The sequence below is a fragment of the Nonomuraea sp. NPDC050383 genome, assembly GCF_044459125.1.
Lineage (GTDB): Bacteria > Actinomycetota > Actinomycetes > Streptosporangiales > Streptosporangiaceae > Nonomuraea.
Genome location: NZ_JBITIP010000007.1, coordinates 59436 through 80762, shown reverse-complemented (window position 1 = coordinate 80762; position 21327 = coordinate 59436). Strand labels below are relative to the sequence as shown.

22 protein-coding genes are annotated in these 21327 nt (G+C 72.9%); 4 read left to right on the top strand and 18 right to left on the bottom strand.

What is annotated here, in order from left to right:
* Window positions 1-5: 5 nt before the first annotated feature.
* The 3 genes from ACIBG4_RS18985 to ACIBG4_RS18975 are packed head-to-tail and all read right to left on the bottom strand — an operon-like array spanning window position 6 to window position 2912.
* Complete coding sequence (locus ACIBG4_RS18985) at window positions 6-605, bottom strand: hypothetical protein (RefSeq protein ID WP_397202849.1); 600 nt, start codon at window positions 603-605, stop codon at window positions 6-8.
* On the bottom strand, window positions 602-1759 hold the full coding sequence (locus tag ACIBG4_RS18980) for an acyl-CoA dehydrogenase family protein (protein WP_397202848.1): 1158 nt from the start codon (window positions 1757-1759) through the stop codon (window positions 602-604). Before ACIBG4_RS18980 ends, ACIBG4_RS18985 begins: the two co-directional genes overlap by 4 nt.
* 43 nt (window positions 1760-1802) lie before the next feature.
* On the bottom strand, window positions 1803-2912 hold the full coding sequence (locus tag ACIBG4_RS18975; RefSeq protein WP_397202847.1) for a M24 family metallopeptidase: 1110 nt from the start codon (window positions 2910-2912) through the stop codon (window positions 1803-1805).
* A 143-nt stretch (window positions 2913-3055) separates the two neighbouring features.
* On the opposite strand from ACIBG4_RS18975, the gene ACIBG4_RS18970 reads away from it, so the two are divergent.
* Both ACIBG4_RS18970 and ACIBG4_RS18965 read left to right on the top strand, forming a co-directional pair.
* Entirely contained in the window at window positions 3056-4390 is a 1335-nt protein-coding gene (locus tag ACIBG4_RS18970; RefSeq protein WP_397202846.1) for a PP2C family protein-serine/threonine phosphatase, read from the top strand.
* 95 nt (window positions 4391-4485) lie between these two features.
* The gene (locus tag ACIBG4_RS18965; protein ID WP_310709072.1) at window positions 4486-5379 is read left to right on the top strand and encodes a 5'-3' exonuclease; all 894 of its coding nucleotides are present in this window, start codon (window positions 4486-4488) and stop codon (window positions 5377-5379) included.
* A gap of 189 nt (window positions 5380-5568) precedes the next feature.
* Here the strand turns inward: ACIBG4_RS18965 and ACIBG4_RS18960 are convergent, their stop codons facing one another.
* Genes ACIBG4_RS18960 through ACIBG4_RS18950 form a run of 3 tightly spaced genes read right to left on the bottom strand, consistent with a single transcriptional unit; the run spans window position 5569 to window position 7201 of the window.
* Complete coding sequence (locus ACIBG4_RS18960) at window positions 5569-6549, bottom strand: NAD(P)-dependent alcohol dehydrogenase (protein ID WP_397202845.1); 981 nt, start codon at window positions 6547-6549, stop codon at window positions 5569-5571.
* Window positions 6546-6779 (bottom strand): helix-turn-helix transcriptional regulator, encoded by a 234-nt coding sequence (locus ACIBG4_RS18955; protein WP_355452398.1) that lies wholly within the window; start codon window positions 6777-6779, stop codon window positions 6546-6548. The genes ACIBG4_RS18960 and ACIBG4_RS18955 overlap by 4 nt, the downstream gene beginning before the upstream one ends.
* Window positions 6773-7201, bottom strand: coding sequence for a hypothetical protein (locus ACIBG4_RS18950; RefSeq protein ID WP_397202844.1), 429 nt, complete (start codon window positions 7199-7201; stop codon window positions 6773-6775). The genes ACIBG4_RS18955 and ACIBG4_RS18950 overlap by 7 nt, the downstream gene beginning before the upstream one ends.
* A gap of 133 nt (window positions 7202-7334) precedes the next feature.
* Between ACIBG4_RS18950 and ACIBG4_RS18945 the strand changes: the two genes are divergently transcribed.
* Window positions 7335-8759 carry an RNB domain-containing ribonuclease gene (locus ACIBG4_RS18945; protein WP_397202843.1) on the top strand — a complete coding sequence of 475 codons (1425 nt, stop codon included), beginning with the start codon at window positions 7335-7337 and terminating at the stop codon, window positions 8757-8759.
* 152 nt (window positions 8760-8911) lie between these two features.
* Here the strand turns inward: ACIBG4_RS18945 and ACIBG4_RS18940 are convergent, their stop codons facing one another.
* The 8 genes from ACIBG4_RS18940 to ACIBG4_RS18905 form a co-directional block, all read right to left on the bottom strand.
* Window positions 8912-9082 carry a hypothetical protein gene (locus tag ACIBG4_RS18940; protein ID WP_310709067.1) on the bottom strand — a complete coding sequence of 57 codons (171 nt, stop codon included), beginning with the start codon at window positions 9080-9082 and terminating at the stop codon, window positions 8912-8914.
* Window positions 9083-9292: 210 nt separating this feature from the next.
* Window positions 9293-12016 carry a DEAD/DEAH box helicase gene (locus ACIBG4_RS18935; protein ID WP_397202842.1) on the bottom strand — a complete coding sequence of 908 codons (2724 nt, stop codon included), beginning with the start codon at window positions 12014-12016 and terminating at the stop codon, window positions 9293-9295.
* A 95-nt stretch (window positions 12017-12111) separates the two neighbouring features.
* On the bottom strand, window positions 12112-13056 hold the full coding sequence (locus ACIBG4_RS18930) for a diacylglycerol/lipid kinase family protein (RefSeq protein WP_397202841.1): 945 nt from the start codon (window positions 13054-13056) through the stop codon (window positions 12112-12114).
* Between the two features lie 16 nt (window positions 13057-13072).
* Complete coding sequence (gene tatC / locus ACIBG4_RS18925) at window positions 13073-13963, bottom strand: twin-arginine translocase subunit TatC (RefSeq protein ID WP_397202840.1); 891 nt, start codon at window positions 13961-13963, stop codon at window positions 13073-13075.
* A gap of 41 nt (window positions 13964-14004) precedes the next feature.
* Window positions 14005-14316, bottom strand: coding sequence for a Sec-independent protein translocase subunit TatA (gene tatA / locus ACIBG4_RS18920; RefSeq protein ID WP_397202839.1), 312 nt, complete (start codon window positions 14314-14316; stop codon window positions 14005-14007).
* Between the two features lie 62 nt (window positions 14317-14378).
* Window positions 14379-14546, bottom strand: coding sequence for a hypothetical protein (locus tag ACIBG4_RS18915; protein ID WP_397202838.1), 168 nt, complete (start codon window positions 14544-14546; stop codon window positions 14379-14381).
* Window positions 14543-15508, bottom strand: a complete 966-nt coding sequence (locus ACIBG4_RS18910; RefSeq protein ID WP_310709061.1) for a WYL domain-containing protein — start codon at window positions 15506-15508, stop codon at window positions 14543-14545. Before ACIBG4_RS18910 ends, ACIBG4_RS18915 begins: the two co-directional genes overlap by 4 nt.
* A 37-nt stretch (window positions 15509-15545) precedes the next feature.
* Entirely contained in the window at window positions 15546-16520 is a 975-nt protein-coding gene (locus tag ACIBG4_RS18905) for a helix-turn-helix transcriptional regulator (RefSeq protein WP_397202837.1), read from the bottom strand.
* Between the two features lie 38 nt (window positions 16521-16558).
* On the opposite strand from ACIBG4_RS18905, the gene ACIBG4_RS18900 reads away from it, so the two are divergent.
* Window positions 16559-17641 carry a DUF3866 family protein gene (locus ACIBG4_RS18900; RefSeq protein ID WP_310709059.1) on the top strand — a complete coding sequence of 361 codons (1083 nt, stop codon included), beginning with the start codon at window positions 16559-16561 and terminating at the stop codon, window positions 17639-17641.
* Here ACIBG4_RS18900 and ACIBG4_RS18895 read toward each other — a convergent pair.
* From ACIBG4_RS18895 to pafA, 4 genes are all read right to left on the bottom strand, one after another.
* Entirely contained in the window at window positions 17587-18066 is a 480-nt protein-coding gene (locus ACIBG4_RS18895; RefSeq protein WP_397202836.1) for a DUF3291 domain-containing protein, read from the bottom strand. The genes ACIBG4_RS18900 and ACIBG4_RS18895 overlap by 55 nt on opposite strands.
* Window positions 18067-18099: 33 nt before the next feature.
* Window positions 18100-18762: a helix-turn-helix transcriptional regulator gene (locus tag ACIBG4_RS18890; protein WP_397202835.1), complete on the bottom strand. Its 663-nt coding sequence runs from the start codon at window positions 18760-18762 to the stop codon at window positions 18100-18102.
* Window positions 18763-18823: 61 nt separating this feature from the next.
* On the bottom strand, window positions 18824-19765 hold the full coding sequence (locus ACIBG4_RS18885) for an FKBP-type peptidyl-prolyl cis-trans isomerase (RefSeq protein WP_355449258.1): 942 nt from the start codon (window positions 19763-19765) through the stop codon (window positions 18824-18826).
* A gap of 84 nt (window positions 19766-19849) precedes the next feature.
* A complete protein-coding gene (gene pafA / locus ACIBG4_RS18880; RefSeq protein WP_310709055.1) occupies window positions 19850-21208 on the bottom strand; it encodes a Pup--protein ligase in 1359 nt (452 codons plus the stop codon).
* Window positions 21209-21327: the final 119 nt, after the last annotated feature.

Here is a 21327-nt window from a genome sequence, read left to right as displayed (position 1 = left end):
GGCGGTCAGCCGCCCGGGCCCACGTGGTTGTCCGGGGCGCCGTCGCCGGCCGTGGGGAGGTCGCCGCGGGGCACGGCCGTCGGCGGCGGCGCGGGCGTGCCGTCCCCGACGGCGGGGCGGGCCTCCGTCACGGCCTTCCGCAGCGCCTCCCGGCCGACCTGCGCCACCGGGGCGGTCAGCCGGATGTAGTGGTCGCCGCGGACCACGGTGTAGTCCTGGCGCGCCCCGTCCGTCCGGTACCAGCCGTCCCCGTCGCGCTCGCACCGCACCTGGCCGCCCTGCGCGCCGGTGCCGCCCGGACCGCTCGCCACGGGCGTGGTGGCGCACAGCGTGTCGCTGAACCCGCCCCGGTCGATCCGCAGCTGCACGGGCTCGCCCGAGCCGCCGTCGGCGCCGTAGTACGCGCCGTAGCCCTCCTCGCCGATCCCGCCCGCCGACTGCTCCAGCAGCCGGTACCCGTCCAGCTCGACGGCGTAGATCAGGTCAGGCGCCGCCCCGGAGGCGCGGGCCCGGTCGACGACCTCCTGGCTCAGCGCCCCCTGCGACCCGCACCCCGTCACGAGCCCCAGTCCCAGCCCCAGTCCCAGTAGGACGACACGCTTCACGGGCCCGGCCGCTCTTGTGCGAGGGCGCGGCCGATGACGAGCCGCTGGATCTGGTTGGTGCCCTCGACGATCTGCAGCACCTTGGCCTCCCGCATGTACCGCTCGACCGGGAAGTCCTCGACGTAGCCGTACCCGCCGAGCACCTGCACCGCGTCCGTGGTGACCTTCATGCACGCGTCCGTCGCGAACAGCTTGGCCATCGCGGCCCGCGTCCCGTACGGCCGTCCGGCGTCGCGCAGCCGCGCGGCGTCGAGGTAGAGCGCCCGGGCGGCGGCGACCTGCGTGGCCATGTCGGCCAGCATGAACGAGACGCCCTGGAAGTCGACGATGCGGCTGCCGAACTGGCGGCGCTCGCGGGCGTAGGCGGAGGCGGCGTCGAGCGCGGCCTGGGCCACGCCGACCGCGCAGGCGGCGATGCCGAGCCGGCCGCCGTCGAGCGCCGCCATGGCGATGCGGAAGCCCTCGCCCTCGGCGCCGACCAGCGCGTCGTGCGGCAGCCGTACCCCGTCGAAGCGGACCTGCGCGGTCGGCGAGGACCGCATGCCCATCTTGTGCTCGGGCGTGCCGGACGACAGGCCCTCCGCGCCGGCCGGGACGTACAGGCAGGACACGCCGCGCGCGCCCGGCTCGCCGGTGCGGGCCATGAGCAGGTAGAAGTCGGCGACGCCGCCGTGGGTGATCCACGCCTTGACGCCGTCGACGGTGTAGCCGTCGGGGCCGGGCACGGCCCGCGTGGTCAGGGCGGCCGCGTCGGAGCCCGACTGGGGCTCCGACAGGCAGTACGCGCCGAGCAGGTCACCGCCGAGCATGCCGGGCAGCAGGCCGGCCTTCTGCTCCTCGCTGCCGTAGGCGGCGAGGGGGAAGCACGACAGGGTGTGGACGGAGGTGCCGAGGCCCACGGCCAGCCAGCCGGCCGCCAGCTCCTCGACGACCTGGAGGTAGACCTCCTGCGGCTGGGCCGCGCCGCCGTACTCCTCGGGGTAGGGCAGGCCGAGCAGCCCGGCGGCGCCCAGGGTGGCGAACACCTCGCGCGGGAACCGCCCGGCCGCCTCGTCGGCCGCCGCCCGGGGCGCGACCTCCTTGGCGACCAGCTCACGGGTCAGCTGGATCAGGTCGTGCGCCTCGGGGGTGGGCAGGGCACGCTCAACAGTCATCGGCAGATACTCCTTGTGAGAGTGTACGTGCCCTGAATTCTGCCTAAATGATCACCAATTCACGAGAGGTGAGGTTCAGCCGTTCTCCACCGTTCTCTCCGCAGACGACGATGTCCTCGATGCGGGCCCCGTGGCGGCCGGGCAGGTAGATGCCGGGCTCGACGGAGAAGGCGAAGCCGGGCTCCATCGGCTCGGCGTTGCCGGAGACGATGTAGGGCTCCTCGTGCGTCTCGATGCCGATGCCGTGCCCGGTGCGGTGCACGAAGTACTCGCCGTAGCCGGCCTCGGCGATGAGGTCGCGGGCGGCGGCGTCGATCGACTCGCACGGCACGCCGGGCCGCACGGCGGCGCAGGCGGCCTCCTGCGCCTGGCGCAGCACCTCGTAGTACGCGGCGAACTCGGCGGGCGGCTCGCCCACGCTGTAGGTGCGGGTGGAGTCGGAGCAGTAACCGTTGTGCAGCTGGCCGCCGATGTCGACCACGACCGGCTCGCCCGGCTGGATGACGCGGTCCGACACCTCGTGGTGCGGGCTGGCGCCGTTGGGGCCGGAGGCGACGATGACGAAGTCGACCGTGGAGTGCCCGGCCGCGAGGATCGCCTCGGCGATGTCGCGGCCCACCTCGCGCTCGGTGCGGCCGGCGCGCAGCAGCTCCGGCACCTGCCGGTGCACGGAGTCGATGGCCTCGCCGGCCTCGCGCAGCGCGGCCACCTCGACCGGCGACTTGCGCATCCGCAGCTCACGCAGCACGCTGCCGGCCAGCACCTGCCGCGCCTCCGGCAGCACGTCGCGGAAGCGCAGCGACGACATGGCCCACATCCGGTCCGCGAGCCCGACCGTCGCCACCGGCCCGAGCCGGTCGGCGGCGATCCGGTACGGGTCGTCGGTCTCGTCCCACGCCACGAACTCCAGCCCGAGCCGCGAGGCGGGCGACGCCTCGGCGGCGGGCAGCTCCAGGCGGGGCACCAGCATGTACGCCTCGCCGGAGGCGGGCACGACCAGGCAGGTGAGCCGCTCCAGCGGCTTGGCGTCGTACCCGCTCACGTACCGCAGGTCGGGGCCCGGGGTGAGCAGGAGCGCGTCGATGCCGGCCTTGGCGGTGGCCTCCTGGACGGCGGCCAGGCGGGACACGGGATACAGATCTGAGGACGTCACGGCCCCAAATCTACTCCTGACGCCACCTCCTAAAATCCGCGAAAAGGTCTTACAAGACGCCAGGCCACCGCTACCCTTCGCTCACGTCCGACCGCATAGTGTGAGGCGAATGTCCGGTTCCACTGCATTCGAGGGTGTGTCTCATGGTCGACGTCATCACCGGCGGGCCGGGGCAGCGACGGCGGCCAGGAAGTGCCGCCGGGGCGCCGTACCAGGTGTCCGCCGAGCGGGAGCTGCTGGCCGTCCGGCTGGCGCACGCCCAGCGGCTGGGCAACATGGGATGGGCCGAGTGGGATCTGCGCACCGGGGCGAGCGCCTGGTCGGACCAGGTGTACGTGATCTTCGGTCGCGACCCGGCCGAGGGGCCCGCGGACCTGCCGGAGCTGGCCTGCCTGGTGGAGCCGGACGATCTGCGGCTGCTGGAGCAGCTCCTGCTGACCGTCGTGCACGAGGCGGAGCCGGCGCAGGCGGAGCTGCGCATCAGGCGCGGCGGTGAGCTGCGCAACCTCCGCGTCGTCCTGGAGCCCCTGCTGTCCTCGGGCCGCGCACCGGACCCGGACCGCGCACCGGAGTCGGGTCGCGCACCGGAGTCGGGTCGCGCACCGGAGTCGGGTCGCGCCACGGTGGCGGTGCGGGGCGTGCACGCCGTCTTCCAGGACATCACCGGCCGCCGCCGGGCCGAGCGCATCATGTCGGAGTCGCGCCGCCAGCTCCTGGAGGCCCGCGTCAAGGCCGCCGAGGAGCGGCACGTGATGCTGGCGCTGCGCGAGGCGATCCTGCCCGACCCGGTCGGCTGCCTGGACCTGCCGCCCACCCGCATCGCCGTGCGGTACGTGCCGGCGGAGAAGACGGCGAGCCTCGGTGGCGACTGGTTCGAGGCGGCGCCGCTGCCCGACGGGCGGGTGCTGCTCGCTATCGGCGACGTGTCGGGGCACGGCCTGCCCGCGATCGCCCACATGGCGCAGCTCCGCCACGCGCTGGTCGGGCTGACGATGACCGGCGAGCCCGCGAACGGCCTGCTGGCCCTGCTGAACGACCTGGTGATCCACCGTCTGGAGGGCACCACCGCCACGGCCGTCATCGGCCATCTGGACGCCTCGGCGCGGGTGTTCAGCTGGGCGCGGGCCGGCAACCTGGAGCCCATCCTGGTGCGCGACGGCACCGCCCGCCGCCTCGAACAGGCCAGGGGCGTGCTGCTCGGGGCCGCCTGCGACCAGTCGTACCATCTGGCGAGCATCGAGCTGCGGGAGGGCGACCTGCTGCTGATGTTCACCGACGGGCTGGTCGAGCGGCGCAACCGCGGCATCGACGAGGGCCTGGCGCTGGTCCTGGCGGCCGCCTCCCGCCTGCGGGGCGACGACCTGCACAGTGGCCTGGACGCCGCGCTGGACCGGCTGCTGGACGAGATCGGCGGGCCGAACCCCGAGGACGACGCCTGCCTGCTCGCCGTCGGCATCCAGAACCGCGCCGGAACCTGAGCCGCGAGCCCCTGTCCCAGGAGCGTGCCGTGCCGGAGCGTGCCGTGCCGGGAGCGTGACTTGTCGCACCCGGATGCCACCATGGGTGGGTGCTGATGCTGCTGGACACCCCGTCGCTGTACTTCCGCGCCTTCTACGGCGTGCCGGACTCGGTCACCGCGCCCGACGGCATGCCCGTCAACGCGGTGCGCGGCCTCATCGACATGATCGCCACGCTGGTCCGGGCCCACTCCCCCACCCGGATGGCGGCCACCATGGACGCCGACTGGCGTCCCGCGTTCCGCGTCGAGGCGATCCCGACGTACAAGGCCCACCGCGTCGCCCAGGGGGACGAGGAAGAGGTCCCCGACACGCTGGTGCCGCAGATCCCGGTCATCGAGCAGGTGCTGGACGCGGTCGGCATCGCCCGGCTGGAGTGCCCCGGCTACGAGGCGGACGACGTCATCGGCACGCTCACCCACCGGGAGGACGGGCCGGTCGACATCGTGACCGGTGACCGCGACCTGTTCCAGCTCGTCGACGACTCCCGCCCGGTGCGGGTCCTCTACACCGCCCGCGGCATCCGCAACCTGCAGATCGTGGACGAGGAGTTCGTGACCGGCAAGTACGGCATCCCGGGCCGCGCCTACGCCGACTTCGCGACCCTGCGCGGTGACCCCAGCGACGGCCTGCCGGGCGTGGCCGGCGTCGGCGAGAAGACGGCCGCCTCGCTCGTCACGCGCTTCGGCTCGCTGGAGGCGTTGCTCGCCGCGCTCGACGCGGGCGTCACCGACGGCTTCCCCGCGGGCAGCCGCACCCGGCTGGCCGCCGCCCGCGACTACCTGCGCGTCGCCCCGGCCGTGGTCGAGGTCGCCCCGGACGCGCCGCTGCCCGAGGCCGATCTCACCCTCCCGGCCAAGCCGCGCGACCCCGAGGCCCTCGTACGCCTGGCGGACCGTTACGGCCTGGACAGCCCGCTGAACCGCCTCCTCGACGCCCTGCCCGGCTGAGTCACCCCCTACCCGCCTGAGAGGCACTGACGGGCTGAGGAGCACTGACGGGTTGAGCGACTCCGGACGGGTTGAGCGACTCCGGACGGGCTGAGCGACTCCGGACAGGCTGAGCGACTCCGGACAGGCTGAGCGACTCCGGACAGGCTGAGCGACTCCGGACGGCTGAGACGCCGTGGGCGGACGGGCTCACACGATGACGACGATCTTGCCTGTGGGGTGGCCCTCCGCGAGGTGGCGGATCGCCTCGGGCGTCTCGGCGAGAGGGTAGGCGCGGCCGACCACCGGCCTGACCGCGCCCGACTCGATGAGCCGGTCCAGCTGCGCGAGGTCCTCGGCGCCCTCCCTGGCGGTGTGGCCGCGCAGCCGCTGTCTCGTGGTGATCTGCACCAGCGGTCTCCACAGGAGCGCGCGCGTGTACCCGCCGAGCGGGCCGGGCGCGTCGTGCCCGCCGCCGGCGAGCACCAGCGTGCCGCGTGGCGTCAGCGCGCGCCGCAGCAGCGACAGCGGCCTGCATCCCGCGACGTCGATGATCACGTCGTGCCGGGGCCCGTCGCGGTCGACCTCGTCGCGGGTGTAGTCGATGACGTCGTCCGCCCCCAACGAACGGACGAGATCGGCCTTGCCGGGGCCGCACACGGCGGTGACCGTCGCGCCGAGCGCCTTGGCGATCTGCACGGCGAACGTGCCGATGCCGCCTCCCGCGCCGGTGACCATCACACGCTGCCCGGGCCGCACGCCGCCGGTGTCACGGACGGCCTGGAACGCGGTCGTCCCCGACACGGGCACCACTGCGGCCTCCTCGAACGACAGCCCCGCCGGCTTGCGCGCCAGCAGCCGCTCGGGCGCCGCCGCGTACTCGGCGTACGAGCCGCTCTCGCAGGTGCCGTGCACCTCGTCGCCGGGCCGGAACCGGGTCACGCGGGCGCCGACGGCCTCCACCACCCCGGCGAGGTCCCGGCCGCGCACGGGCACCCTGGGCCGGCGCAGACCGAACCCCATGAGCCGCACGGCCGGCGGCCGGCCGGTCATGACGATCCACACGCCCGGGTCCACGCCGGCGGCGCGCACCCGTACGAGCACCTCGTCGCCGCCGATCCGCGGCTGCTCGACGTCCCGTAACCGGAGCACCTCCGCCGGGCCGTACACGTCCTGGACGATCGCCTTCATGACGTCTCCTCGGGTGGGCCGGGATACTGGAACACCTCGTCGAGCGGGACGCCGAACACCCGGGCGATCCGGAAGGCCATCTCCAGGGACGGCGAGTACCTGCCCTGCTCGATGGCGATGACGGTCTGCCGGGTGACGCCGATGCGCTCGGCGAGCTCCGCCTGGGTCATCTCGCCGTGCGCGAAGCGCAGGGCGCGGATGCTGTTCGTCACATGGGTGGGCTTCACCACTGCGGCATGCTCCTGCGGTACACAACGATCTTCGTGAGGCCGCCGAGGACGGACGACAGCGCGAAGCACAGGTAGACCGCGTTGGCGATCCAGAACCGCTCCCAGCCTGCCATCGCCATCAGCATCGCAGCGACGGCGCCGATGACGACGAACGACTGGCCGGTGTGCTCGCCGAGCCGCCCGATCTCCCTGTCGCGCACGTCGCGGGCCCGCGACGCCCCCGGCGTCACGACCGCCATGACGATCTCGGCCGCGATCGAGGCCGCGATGGCCCCGCCGACCGACCACAGCAGCGCGGCGGCGTAGGGCACCTCGGCCAGCGGGCGCCCTCCGGCACGTCCCGCGAGGGTGACCACGTACGCCGTGTACGCCACCACGGAGACGACCAGGCGGATCCACGCGCGTTTCTCCTCGTGCGTCATGACATGCCTCCTGTGATGTACAGAATCTTTGACATCTCGAATGTAGCGAATCTTTGACGTCATGTACAGAAGATTTGACATCGCACGGGGCCGGACGCCGGCGGCGCGAGGGGCGCGCGGTAGGTTGATCGGCGTGTCGAAGACGAGCATTCAGGTCCCAGGCGACGTCCCCGCCCGCCTGGAGGACGGATTCGGACGCATCAGGCGCGAGGCCGAGCTGCCCGACGGGTTCCCCCGGGCGGTGCTCGACGAGGCCGACTGGGTGGCCGAGGCGCCCCGGGTCTCCGGCGAGGACCTGACCGAGCTGCCGTTCGTCACCATCGACCCGCCCGGCGCCATGGACCTCGACCAGGCCGTCCACCTGGAGCGGCTGGCCGGCGGCTACCGGGTGTGGTACGCGATCGCCGACGTCGGCACGTTCGTCCGGCCCGGCGGGGCCGTCGACACCGAGGCCCGCGTCCGCGGCGAGACCGTCTACCTGCCCACCGGCAGGGTCCCGCTCCATCCGCCGGTCCTGTCGGAGGGCGCGGCCAGCCTGCTGCCCGGCGCCACCCGCCCGGCGGCGGTGTGGCGGATCGACCTCGACGCCGACGGCCGCACGCTGGGCGCCGACGTGCGGCGGGCCCTGGTGCGCAGCCGCGAGCGGCTCGACTACGCCTACGTCCAGGCCGCAGTCGAGACCGGCACGGCCGACGGCACCCTCGGCCTGCTGGCCGAGATCGGCCCGCTGCGGCTGGAGCTGGAGCGCGAACGCGGCGGCGTCACCCTTCCCACCCCCGAGCAGGAGGTGGTGCCCGCCGACGGCGGCTACCGGCTCGAATACCGCGTGCCCCTGCCCGCCGAGGCGTGGAACGCCCAGATCTCCCTGCTCACCGGCATGGCCGCGGCCACCATGATGCTCGACGCGGAGATCGGCGTGCTGCGCGTCCTGCCGCCGCCCCAGCCCGGCGACCTCGCCAAGGTGCGCCGGATGGCGGCGGCGCTGGGCGTCGGCTGGGCCGAGGACGCCACGTACGGGGAGGTCGTGCACGGCCTGGACCCCAAGAGCCCGCAGCAGGCGGCGTTCCTGCACGAGTCGCGGGTGCTGCTGCGCGGCTCCGGCTACGTCGCCTTCGACGGCGCCCCTCCCCCGATGGCCGACCACGCGGCGGTCGGAGCGCCGTACGCGCACGTGACGGCGCCGCTGCGGCGCCTGGTCGACCGGTACGCCACCGAGGTGTGCCTGGCGGTCGCGGCGGGCGAGCCGGTGCCCGAGGACGTCGCGCAGGTCCTGCCGGAGCTGCCGCCGATCATGTCGGCGTCGAGCCGGCGCAGCGGCGGGGTGGAGCGGGCCTGCGTGGACCTGGTGGAGGCGTTCCTGCTGCGCGACAGCATCGGCGAGGCGTTCGAGGCCGCGGTGATCGACGTGACGGCGGACGGCCGGGGCGGGCAGGTCCAGCTCGTGGAGCCGGCGGTGGTCGCCCGCTGCGACGGCGCCCTGCCCCTCGGCGAGAACGTCACGGTCCGCCTCGTCCAGGCCGACCCCGCCACCCGCGAGGTCCGCTTCACCCTGGCATGAGGATCACCCCGGCCTGAAGCCCCGGCCTGAAGCTGAGCCCCGGCCTGAAGCTCACCCCTGGCCTCGGGCTCATCATGGCATGAGCCTGCGCTCGGCCCCGGGCACGGCCGTGGCCGCGCCCGGGTGGACGGGCGCGGCCACGGAGGCGCGGGTCACTTCTTGAGGACGTTCCAGCCCGCCCCCACCCCCATCAGGTGCAGGGCGACGGCGAGGAGCCCGGCGAGCCCGAGCGTGGTGACCGTCAGCACGCCGCCCACCGACAGGCCGGCGAGGGCGAAGATCAGGGCGAGCAGGAAGAACAGGGCTGCGACGAGGGCGAACATGCCAACCTCCGGTGGTCCGGCGGACGCCGGGGTTCCGTGCCGGGGGCGGGCCTCAGCGCGGTGCGTCCGAAGCGTGACGGGCTTTCCGACATGGGGATGTCCGCCAGGTTCGGGCAGGAAACTGGCGCGGTGGTGACGATGCGTAGACCGCCGATGACAACACCTTGACCGGGCGGTCAGTCCGGGCTCCGCCGGCCGAGCCCGGCCCCGCTAGCTGAGGGAGGAGTAGGCCACCACGCCGCGCCGCATGCCGTCGATCGCCTTGGACGCCGTCTGCTTGATCTTGCTGTCCGGAGGCGCGGCGTTGCCGAGCTGGCCGAGCAGGTCCATCAGCTGCTTGATCCACCGGACGAAGTCGCCGGCCGCGAGCTCGTTGCCGTTGATGCCGTCCATGAGGACCGCGTCCAGGGTGTGCCCCTTGGTCCACCGGAACGCCGCCCACGCGAATCCCAGGTCGGGCTCGCGGATCGTGTCGAGGCCGTGGTCGGACTCGATGCCCTCCAGCTCCGCCCACAGCCGCACCATCGCCGTCAGCGCGTCCTGGGCCCGCCCCGCCGGGATCTTGGGACGGCGGGCGTCGTCGGCCTGCCGCGACTCGAACACCAGCGCCGACACGCACGCCGCCAGCTCCGCCGGCTCCAGCTTCTCCCACAGCCCGCTGCGCAGGCACTCGGCCGTCAGCAGGTCCAGCTCGGTGTAGAGGCGGCCGAGGCGGCGGCCCTCGTCGGTGACGGTCTCGTCCTCCAGGTAGCCGAGCTGCTCCAGCACCGCGCAGATGCGGTCGAACGTGCGCGAGATGACGTGGGAGCGGCCCTCGACGCGCCGCCGCAGCCCCTCGGTCTCACGCAGCAGCTTGTAGTAGCGCTCGGCCCAGCGGGCGTGGTCCTCGCGCTCGTCGCAGCCGTGGCACGGGTGCTGCCGGATGCGCCGGCGCAGCTCGTTGATCTCCTCGTCCTCCACCGCGTGGTCGCGCGCCCTCGCCGGCTTGCCGAGGTCACGGTCGCCGATCTTGGCGAGCAGCGTGGAGACGAGGTTGGCGCGCTCCTTGGGGGCGCGGGCGTTGAAGTTCTTCGGGATGCGCAGCTTCTCGATCGGCTCGACCGGAACCGGGAAGTCGGCCGGGTCGAGCTTCTTGACCTGCTTGCCGATGGTCAGCACCAGCGGGCTCGGGCCGGTGCCCCGGGGGTTGCGGCCGGGGTCGAGGACGATCGCCAGGCCCGCCCGGCGCCCGCCGGGCACCCGGATCACGTCGCCCGGCTGCAGCGCCTCCAGCGAGCGCACGGCCGCCGCCCGCCGCGCCGCGCCGCGCTGGCGCGACAGCTCGGCCTCCCGGTCGGACAGGCGCCGCCGCAGCCCCGCGTACTCGGTGAAGTCGCCCAGGTGGCACGTCATGGCCTCCTGGTAGCCCTCCAGCGCCTCCTCGTGCTTGCGCAGCTGCTTGGCCAGGCCGACGACCGCCCGGTCCGCCTGGAACTGCGCGAACGACTCCTCCAGCAGCGTGCGGGCCCGCTCGCGGCCGAACTGGCCGACGAGGTTGACGGCCATGTTGTAGGAGGGCTGGAAGCTGGAGCGCAGCGGGTAGGTACGGGTGCCGGCCAGGCCGGCCACCGACAGCGGGTCCATGCCGAGCTGCCACAGCACCACGGCGTGGCCCTCGACGTCGATGCCGCGCCGCCCGGCCCGGCCGGTGAGCTGGGTGTACTCGCCGGGCGTGAGATCGGCGTGCGTCTCGCCGTTCCACTTGTCGAGCTTCTCGATCACCACGGTGCGCGCCGGCATGTTGATGCCCAGCGCCAGCGTCTCGGTGGCGAACACGGCCTTGACCAGGCCACGGGTGAACAGCTCCTCGACGACCTCCTTGAAGGCCGGCAGCATGCCCGCGTGGTGGGAGGCCAGCCCCCGCTCCAGGCAGTCGCGCCATTCCAGGTAGCCGAGCACGGCCAGGTCCTCGTCGGGCAGGTGCGCGGTGCGCTCGTCGACGAGCTGGCGGATCTCGTGCCGCTCCCGCTCGGTGGTGAGCCGGATCCCCGCGTACAGGCACTGCGCGACGGCCGCGTCGCAGCCGGCCCGGGAGAAGATGAACGTGATCGCCGGCAGCAGCCCCTCGGCGTCGAGCTTCTCGATCACCTGGGCGCGGTCCGGCGGCCGCGAGCGCTGCGGCCGGCCGTAGCCGCGCCTGCCGCGGCCCGCGCCGAGCCGCTCGGCGTCGCGGGTGACCCGCATGAGCGTCGGGTTGATGCGGGGCACGTCGTCGTCGGTCATGAACATGTCGTAGATGCGGTTGCCGACCATCATGTGCTGCCACAGCGGCACCGGCCGGTGCTCGTCGACGATGACCGTGGTCTCGCCGCGCACCTCGCCCATCCACTCGCCGAACTCCTCGGCGTTGCTGACCGTCGCCGACAGCGCGACCAGCCGCACCGACTCGGGCAGGTGGATGATGACCTCCTCCCACACCGCGCCCCGGAACCGGTCGGCGAGGTAGTGGACCTCGTCCATCACCACGAACCCCAGCCCGGCCAGCGTCGCCGACCCGGCGTAGAGCATGTTGCGCAGCACCTCGGTGGTCATGACCACGATCGGGGCCTCGCCGTTGACGCTGTTGTCGCCGGTCAGCAGGCCCACCTTGGCGGTGCCGTAGCGCTTGACCAGGTCGTTGTACTTCTGGTTGGACAGCGCCTTGATGGGGGTGGTGTAGAAGCACTTCTGCCCCTGCTCCAGGGCGAGGTGGACGGCGAACTCGCCGACGACCGTCTTGCCCGAGCCGGTGGGAGCGGCCACCAGAACGCCGTCGCCCGCCTCCAGTGCCCGGCAGGCGTCGATCTGGAAGGGGTCGAGCGCGAAGTCGTAGAGACCCCGGAACGATCTCAGAGCGGCCCCGTCGTCTCCGAACCTCTCGCGGAAGGCCGCGTACCGTTCCGCTGGCGTCGTCATGACGTCAGCCTACCGAAACCACCATTCCGGTCCGTCCCGGTGCGCTCCGCGCTTCGCGGCCGGCGCCTTTACGTTGTAGATCTCTCACTCGGGGCTCAGGCGATGACCTGGAGCACTCCCGGCAGCACCTCGCAGGTCACCGGGCCGGTCCCGAGCCGTTCGCCGTCGGCGTAGGCCGGCACGTCCGGCGCCTCCAGCCGCACGTGACGCGCCCGCCGGACCGTGACGGACGGATGGCCGACATGCGTGCCCCGGTAGACGCCCGGGAAGACCCGCAGGAACTCCGCCACGCCCACCGCCCCCACCACGACCACGTCCAGCAGCCCGTCGTCGGGCCGCGCGCCCGGGCAGACCCGCATGCCGCCGCCGTAGGAGTGCGTGTTGCCGACCGCCACCAGCACCGCGTCACGCTCGACGACCTCCTCGCCGTCGAGGGTCACGCGGAACGGCACCGGCCGGAACGCGCGCAGCTCCGCCAGCACCGCCCGCACGTACCGGGCGCGGCCGGAGGGCCACGTCAGCCGGTTGGCGCGCTCGTTGACCCGGGCGTCGAAGCCGCAGCACAGCACGCCGGCGAACAGCTCCTCCACCGCGCCCTTCCCGACCGGGCTCTTCCCGGCCGGCGCCTCCCCGATCGGGCCCTCCCCTGCCGGGCCGGTGACGGCGCGGGCCGCGTCGACCGGCCGCGTCCTCATGCGCAGCACGGTGCGGGCCGCCGCCATCGGGTCCGCGGGCACGCCCAGGCCATGGGCGATGTCGTTGCCCGTGCCGGCCGGGATGATGCCGAGGGGGACGTCGGTGCCCGCCACGGCCTGGACGGCCAGATGGACCAGCCCGTCGCCGCCGAAGGCCACCAGCGCGTCGGGCCGCTCGGCCACGCACGCGCAGGCCCGTTCGAGGGCGTCGGCGGCGTCGACCCCGGCGATCACGGAGACTTCCGCGCCGCCCATCCGCAGGCGGCGCACCACGGGCTCCAGCAGGCGCAGCGCGCGGCCGCCCCGGGCCGCGGGATTGACGAGCAGGGCGAGTCGAGGGGACACGCCCGGAACCTATCGCCTATCTGCCCGAACCGGAATCCTCTTCCAGTGTGCCGGTGTCCTCCGGCAGCGGCGACGCCTCGTCGTCGGACAGGTGGGAGAAGTCCTCACCGGACGGCGCCCGCTTCTCGCGGAGGTACATGAACGCCTCCGCCAGGAAGTACAGCACCACCATGGGGGCGGCGAGCGCCATCATCGTCAGCGGGTCCCCGCCCGGCGTGATCACCGCGCCGAAGACGAACATGAGGAACACCACCGTGCGGCGGTGCTTCTTCACCGTCGCGTGCGGCAGCACGCCGATGATGTTGAGGAAGACCAGCAGCAGCGGCAGCTCGAACGAGATACCGAAGATCACCAGCATGATGAGCACGTAGCTGACGTACTCGTCGATCTGGATGATGGCCACCGTGTCGCTGGGCGCGAACCCGAGCAGGATGCCGAGGCTGGTGTCCATGATGAAGTACGCCAGCACCGCGCCGACGAGGAACAGCGGGATGGCCAGGCCCAGGAAGGCCAGCGAGTAGCGCTTCTCGTTGCGGTACAGGGCGGGCGTCACGAACGCCCAGATCTGGTAGAGCCAGACCGGTGAGGACACGACGATGCCGACCATCGCCGAGACCTTCAGGGTCAGGAAGAACGACTGGAAGATGCCGCCGTAGGTCAGCGTGCAGCCCGCGCGGAGCTGGTGCGCCTGCGGCGTGGCACAGAACGGCGCCTTGATGAACGCCCACACCGGATCGAAGAAGATCCAGCCGATGATGATCCCCACGATCACGGCGGCCGTCGCGATGAGCAGCCGGTTGCGCAGCTCCCGCAGGTGGTCCATCAACGGCATGCGGGCGTCGGCGTCGGGGTCGGGCTCCGGCCCTTTGCCGCTCGACTTGCCGCTCGACCGTTTCAGCAGCGCCATCTACCAGTCCAAGGTGACGAGGGGACGAGGAGGGAACAGGGTCAGATCTGCTTGTCGGCCTTGGCCGCGGCACGCAGCCTGGCGGCCTGCTCCTCCAGCTGGCGGGCCTGCTCCTCGGCCGACAGCGCCGGCGCCGGCGGGATCTGCTGGGCGGCGGGCTGCGGCTGGGGCTGGGCCTGCACCGTGGTCCGCTGCTCGTCCTCGTCGTCGTCGCGCAGCTTCGCCGTCTCCGACTTGAAGATGCGCAGCGACCGGCCGACGCCCCGCGCCATCTCCGGCAGCTTCTTGGCACCGAACAGCAGGACGAGCACCAGCGCGATGATCAGAAGCTCAGGAACTCCGAGGTTAGACATGTAACGTCCTTACCGGTTAGTGCGTTTGCAGCCATGATGGTACGCCGCCCGGGGGCCGGTCTTCATCCCCCCTGACCCCGCAATCCGGCCGAGTGGGACTCGATCGCCGCCCGCGCCACGGCCACCTCTCTGTTCAGACTACGCGCCGCGGCGGACACCCGCACACCTGCCCAGGCGAGCAATCCCAGGCCGGCCAGGGCCAGCACCGCCGCCACCACGATCCACGTCATGACCGGTGAGCGTACCGGGCCAGCGCCGCGTCGGCCTCCTCACGCACCCGCGCGGCCATCGACGGCGGCGAGACGATCCTGCCCGTGTCACCGAGCCGCAACGCAAGTTTCACCACCCAGTCCTCGTCCCGAGCCCGCAGCGTCACCCGCAGACGGCCCTCGCCGAGCTCCTCGGCCCGCTCGCACGGGTAGTACTCGGCCACCCAGCGTCCCGCGGCGGTGACCTCCAGCTCGACCATCTCGTCGGTGGGCGAGGGCCGGAAGACGCCCTGGGCCACGTCGATCGGCTCGGCCCCGGCGGGCGGGTCGGCGGGCACGTCGAGCACGTCCACGCCGAGCATCCGGTCCAGCCGGAACAGCCGCATGGCCTCCGCCCGGTAGCACCAGCCCTCCAGGTAGGTGCGGCCGTCGGCCACGACCAGCCGCATCGGGTCGACCTCGCGCGGCGTCACCTCGTCGCGGCCGGGCACGTAGTAGCGCAGCGACAGCCGCCGACGGCCGGTCAGCGCCTCGCGGACCCGGGGCAGCGCGTCGGGGGCGGCGTCCACGTCCACCGCGACCTGGCTGCTCACCGAGGACGCGCCCTCGCCCGCGGCCCGCTCCAGCTTGGCCACCACGCGCGGCAGCGCGTCGCCGGGGACCTCGGCCAGCTCCGGCATCGCGGCCAGCATGCGCAGCGCCACGAGCAGCGCGCTGGCCTCGTCGATGCCGAGCCGCAGCGGCCGGGCGATGGTGTCGGCGTTGTCGATGAGGATCTCGCCGCCGTCCCAGGACACGTCGATGAGGTCGCCCGGGGTGTGGCCGGGCAGCCCGCACATCCACACGAGCTGCAGGTCGTCGATGAGCTGCTTCTCGCTCAGCCCGAACACCTCGGCGACCTCGCCCACCTGGGCGCCCGGGTGGGACATCAGGTACGGCACGAGGGCGAGCAGCCTCGGCAGCCGGTCGGCGGAGCCGCTCACGCCGCCCCCTCGCCGGGCGCGGATCCGGTCATGCCGGTCATGCGAGGGCTCCCTTCAGTCTGGCTATGACGGCCTCACGGGCGTCCGGCGGCTCGACGACCTCCACGTCGGAGCCCAGGCTGGCCATCCACCCGGCCAGCCGCTCGGGGTCGGAGAAGGCCAGCTCCGCCTCGTCCCACTCCGCCGGCTCCTCCCGTGCGGGCCGGACGGCGCGGGCGAGCTGGCGCAGCCCCTGGCAGGTGCCCCGGCGCACGAGCACGACCGCCACGCGCTCCTCCATCGTGGACTCCTCCGGGAAGTCCACCATGGCGCGCAGGTCCACGCCCTCGGGCACCTGGACGGCGCCGGGCCGGCCCACGGTGGCGACCTGGCCGGTGATGCGGCTGAGCCGGAAGGCGCGCGGCGCCTGCCGGTCGCGGTCGAACCCGGCGAGGTACCAGCGCCCGCGACGGCTGACCACGCCCCACGGCTCCACGGTGCGGGCCCGGACGCTCTCGCTGCCGGCGCCGCGGTAGTCGAAGCGCACCGCCCGCCGGTCCCGCACGGCCTCCCACAGCGGCGGGAACGCCGGGTCGCGGGTGTCGACGCGCAGCTCCAGCACCCCCGTCTGGCCCAGGCCGCCGACGGTCTCGTCGGTGGCCACCCCGCCGGCGCGCAGCTTCAGCAGGGCGCCCGAGGCGGCCTCGGCCAGGCTCGCGCGCTGCCACACCTGGGCGGCCAGGCCCAGGACGGCCGCCTCGTCCGGCTCCAGGGTGATCTCGGGCAGCTCGTACGACTCGCGCCGGATGCGGTAGCCGGGCTCGTCCTCCCAAGGGTCGCGCACCACGTCGATGGGGATGCCGATCTCGCGCAGCTCGTTCTTGTCGCGCTCGAACATCCGCTGGAACGCCTCGTCGCCGTCGCGGTCGTAGCCGGGCACCGCGTGGCGGATCTGCTCGGCCGACAGGGGACGGCTGGTGGCGAGCAGGCAGATCACCAGATTCAGCAACCGCTCGGTCTTACGGCGCGACATCTGCCTCACTCCTCCTTCATCGACGCTACCCTGCCCCCGTGATCAGATGGCGCAAGGGCGAGGTCGTGCGGATCCGCCGCGAGTGGCCGGGAGCGGTGGAGCTGGACGTCGCCGTGCCCGAGGGGCGGTGCCGGGCGCTGGCCTATCCGGCTCTGGTGGGCCGCCCGGAACCCGGCGACGAGGTGCTGCTCAACACGACGGCACTCGCGATGGGTCTCGGTACGGGAGGTTACGCCATGGTGGTGGCCGTCCCGAACCGTTTACCGGAAGATCCCCAAGGGCCGGGGCACCTGGTGAAGGCGCGCTACACCCCGATGCAGGCGACGGTGCTCGGCGCGGACGAGCAGGACTCCCCTCATCACGAGGTCCTGCGCGAGGCGGACTCGGTCGACGGGATGCCCGTGGTGGTGGCCGACCTGCACTCGGCACTGACGCCGATCCTGTGCGGCCTGTACGAGGCGGTGCCCGGGGGCGCGGGCGGCGGCGTGCGGGTGGCGTACGTGATGCAGGACGGCGGGGCGCTGCCCGCGTGGTTCTCGATGGCGTGCGCGACGCTGCGGGAGATCGGCTGGCTGGCCGGGGTGGTGACGGTCGGGCAGGCGTTCGGCGGCGACGTGGAGGCGGTGACCACGCACACCGGGCTGCTGGCGGCCCGGCACGTGCTGGAGGCCGACGTCGCGATCGTGGCCCAGGGTCCCGGCAACCTCGGCACGGGCACGCGGTGGGGCTTCTCCGGCGTGTCGGCGGGCGAGGCGGTCAACGCCGCCGCCGTGCTGCTCGGCCGGCCGGTGGCGGCGCTGCGGGTCAGCGAGGGGGACCGCCGTGAGCGCCACCTCGGCGTGTCCCACCACTCGCTGACCGCCTACGGCCGCGTGGCGCTGGCGCGCGCCCGCGTGCCGGTGCCGCTGCTGCCGGGCGAGTTCGGCGAGCGCGTCCGCGACCAGGCCGAGCTGCTGGCCGTACGGCATGAGCTGGTGGCCGTGCCGGTGGACGGCCTGCACGAGGCGCTGCGCGACTCGCCGGTGCGCCTGTCGACGATGGGGCGGGGCCTGGAGGAGGACCTGGCCTACTTCCTGGCCTCGGCGGCGGCGGGCAGGCTCGCGGCCTCGCTGCTCTCGTAGGGCTCCTGGAAGGTGAACGCCTCGGGGCCGGGCCCGTGGGCCTTGAGGCGTTCCAGGCGCTCCATCCCCTCGGCCAGGGTCGGGATGTACCCCTCGGGCACCCACCACAGCACCGCGTACGGCTCCGCGATGCGCAGGAACCACTCCCTGCGCCGGCGCAGCACGCCCAGATGGGCGCTGCGGTAGACGAACGACCACAGGGCGTCGACGGACTCCCACAGCGAGAAGGTGACCACCAGGTGGTCGCCGTAGTCGTGCGTGATCGTGGCCGTCGGGTCCTCCTCGCTCTCCTTCATCCGCCACACGAAGCCGGGGGCGCTGTCGGCGAGGTCGTTGATCGGCTCCAGGAGCTCGACGAAGGAGGCGAGCTCGGGCCCGTCGATGGGCGCGCGCAGATGGGCGACATTGAGCTGGGCGAGATGCATGGCGCTCAGCACACCACGCCTCGCGCTTCTATGTCAATCTTCATTTGTTTTAGAAGGCCGAGGCGGATCGGCGAGGGAGACGCAGCACTCCCCCGGCCGGGGATCCAGCTCGGCCCGCTCCGGGCGGTCGCCCAGGCCCTCCAGGAGGCCCTGGCACAGCGCGAGGTTCATCGAGCACACCAGCAGAGGCTGCTCCTGTGACAGCGCGTGGAAGGGGCAGTTGCGCAGGCGCAGCCTGCCCGCTTCGGTGTACGGCTCGTAGCCCCGATCGCGCAGCACCGCCTCCAGGGGCTCGCCCCGGTGGCCACGGGCCATCCGGGCGCCCGCCGCCCTGGCCGCCTCCTCCGCCCGCTCCTCGGCGCCCAGCGCGTCCACCACGCCCGCCAGCACGGAGGCCAGCACGCCGTAGTCGCGCGGCGGCAGGCTCACCGACCGCTCCCCCGAGGCCCGCCGGTACACCTTCGCCGGGCGCCCGCTGCCCGGGCCGCGCCGCTCCTGCTGCCTGAACCCGCTCTCCAGCAGACCGGCCTCGACCAGCTTGTCGAGGTGGTGGCCGGCGAGGGTCCTCGACACCCCGGCGGCCTCCGCCGCCTCGCCCCGGCCCACCTCGCCACCGCCGCCCGCCACGGCCTCGTACAGGCTGCGCCGCACAGGGTCGTGCAGCAGGGACAGGGCCTCAAGGTGGTCTTCGCGCACAGCCGGAGTCTAGGCCGCGCCGGCGCCCTCCCCGGACGCCGGTGCGGCCCGCTCACCTACGTCAGTAGGCCGACAGGACGTCCACCACGAACACGAGCGTGCTGTTGGCCGGGATGCCCTGCTGCTCCTGCGCGCCGTAGCCCAGGTCCGGCGGGATGCTCATCACCACGCGGCTGCCGACCGGCACGCCCACGAGGCCCTTCTGCCAGCCCTGGATGACCCCGGACAGCGGGAACGACGCCGGCTGCCCCTTGGCCCAGCTGGAGTCGAACTCCTTGTCGGTGCCCCAGATCTTGCCGGTGTAGTGGACGGTCAGGGTGTTGGCCGCCTGCACCTTCTGGCCGGTGCCCTGGATCAGCGTCTTGACGACGAGCTCCTTCGACGGCTTCTCACCGGTCTTGGTGGTCAGCGTCGGGGCCTTGTCACCGCCGGGGCTGACGACCTTGACGCCCTTGATGCTGTCGCCGGTCTCCTTGCCGGCGGCGGCCTTCAGCGGCTCGGGCGGCGCGCCGACGACGTCGATGACGAACACCTTGGTCGGCTGGGCGGCCTGCGTCTGCTGCGCCTGCTGCTGGGCGGAGTCGGCCGCCATCACGGCCAGCAGCCGGCCGCCGTGCTTGACCTTCGAGAAGCCGTCGCGCAGCACCTGCGGGAGCTGGTCGGTGACCGGGATGGTCTCCGGCTGCTTGGTGTCGTAGGAGGAGCCCTGGAAGGCGTTCTGCTTGCCGTCCCAGTTGTAGACGGTCAGGTTGACGATGACCTGGCCGCCCGTCTTGACCGCCGGGCCGGTGCCCGGGGCGATCACCTCGTACGACGACTTGGTGGCGGGCGTGCCCGAGATCGTCACGGTGGGCTTGACGCCCACGTTCCCGGTGACCTTCACGCCCGCCGAGCCGCTTCCGGCCCCGTCGGAGCTGGAAGCGGTACTCGGGGCGTCGGAGCCGCACGCGGCGGCGAAGAAGATCAAAGGCACGGCGGCCAGGACGGCCAGGGCGCGGCGCATGGAGTTCCCTCGGTGGCGACAGCAGATTCGCGTCACCCTATCCGACCGTCGGGTAGGGCCGAGGTAAACCAGCGGGTAAAGCGGCTACATCCCGGCGATGAGCTTGTCCACCCGCTCGTCCACGCTGCGGAACGGGTCCTTGCACAGCACGGTGCGCTGCGCCTGGTCGTTCAGCTTCAGGTGGACCCAGTCGACCGTGAAGTCGCGCCGCTTCTCCTGCGCCTTGCGGATGAACTCGCCGCGCAGCCGCGCCCTGGTCGTCTGCGGCGGCACCGACTTGGCCTCGAAGATCTTGAGGTCGGACGCCACCCGCTCCACCGAGCCGCGCTTCTGCAGCAGGTAGTACAGGCCGCGCTTGCGGTGCACGTCGTGGTAGGCCAGGTCGAGCTGCGCCACCCTCGGCGAGGACAGCGGCAGGTCGTACTTCTTGCGGTAGCGCTCGATGAGCTGGTATTTCGTCACCCAGTCGATCTCGCGGGCCACCAGGTCGAGGTTGCCCGTCTCGACCGCGGTCAGCGTGCGCTCCCACAGCTCCAGCACCCGCTGGGCGACCGCGTCGCCGCCGCGCCGCTCGACGAAGTCCTTCGCCTTCGACAGGTACTCCTGCTGGATCTCCAGGCTCGACGCCTCGCGGCCGTTGGCCAGGCGGACCCTGCGGCGGCCGGTCATGTCGTGCGAGACCTCGCGGATGGCCCTGATCGGGTTCTCCAGCGACAGGTCGCGCATCACGGTGCCGGCCTCGATCATGCGCAGCACCAGGTCGGTGGCGCCGACCTTGAGCAGCATGGTCGTCTCGCTCATGTTCGAGTCGCCGACGATGACGTGCAGGCGGCGGAACCGCTCGGCGTCGGCGTGCGGCTCGTCGCGCGTGTTGATGATCGGCCTGCTGCGGGTGGTGGCGCTGGAGACGCCCTCCCAGATGTGCTCGGCCCGCTGCGACACGCAGTAGACCGCGCCGCGCGGCGTCTGCAGCACCTTGCCGGCGCCGCAGATGATCTGCCGCGTCACGAGGAACGGGATGAGCACGTCGGCCAGCCGGCCGAACTCGCCGTGCCGGCCGACGAGGTAGTTCTCGTGGCAGCCGTACGAGTTGCCGGCGGAGTCGGTGTTGTTCTTGAACAGGTAGATGTCGCCCGCGATACCCTCTTCGCGCAGCCGCTTCTCGGCGTCGACGAGGAGGCCCTCGAGGATCCGCTCCCCGGCCTTGTCGTGGGTGACGAGCTCGATGACGTTGTCACACTCGGGTGTTGCGTACTCAGGATGGCTGCCCACGTCGAGGTACAGGCGTGCGCCGTTGCGGAGGAAGACGTTGCTCGATCGGCCCCAGGACACGACCCGCCGGAACAGGTAGCGCGCGACCTCGTCGGGCGACAGCCTGCGCTGTCCCCGGAACGTGCAGGTCACGCCGTACTCGTTCTCCAGCCCGAAGATGCGACGATCCATCACCTCACACTATGCCCACGGATCGGCTCGCGGGAGGGATCTTCGGCGTGTTTTGCCGCCCCACGCCCTTCCGGCCCCCCGCCCACCCGCTTCGTCCCACCCTGACCCTCCACGTCCCC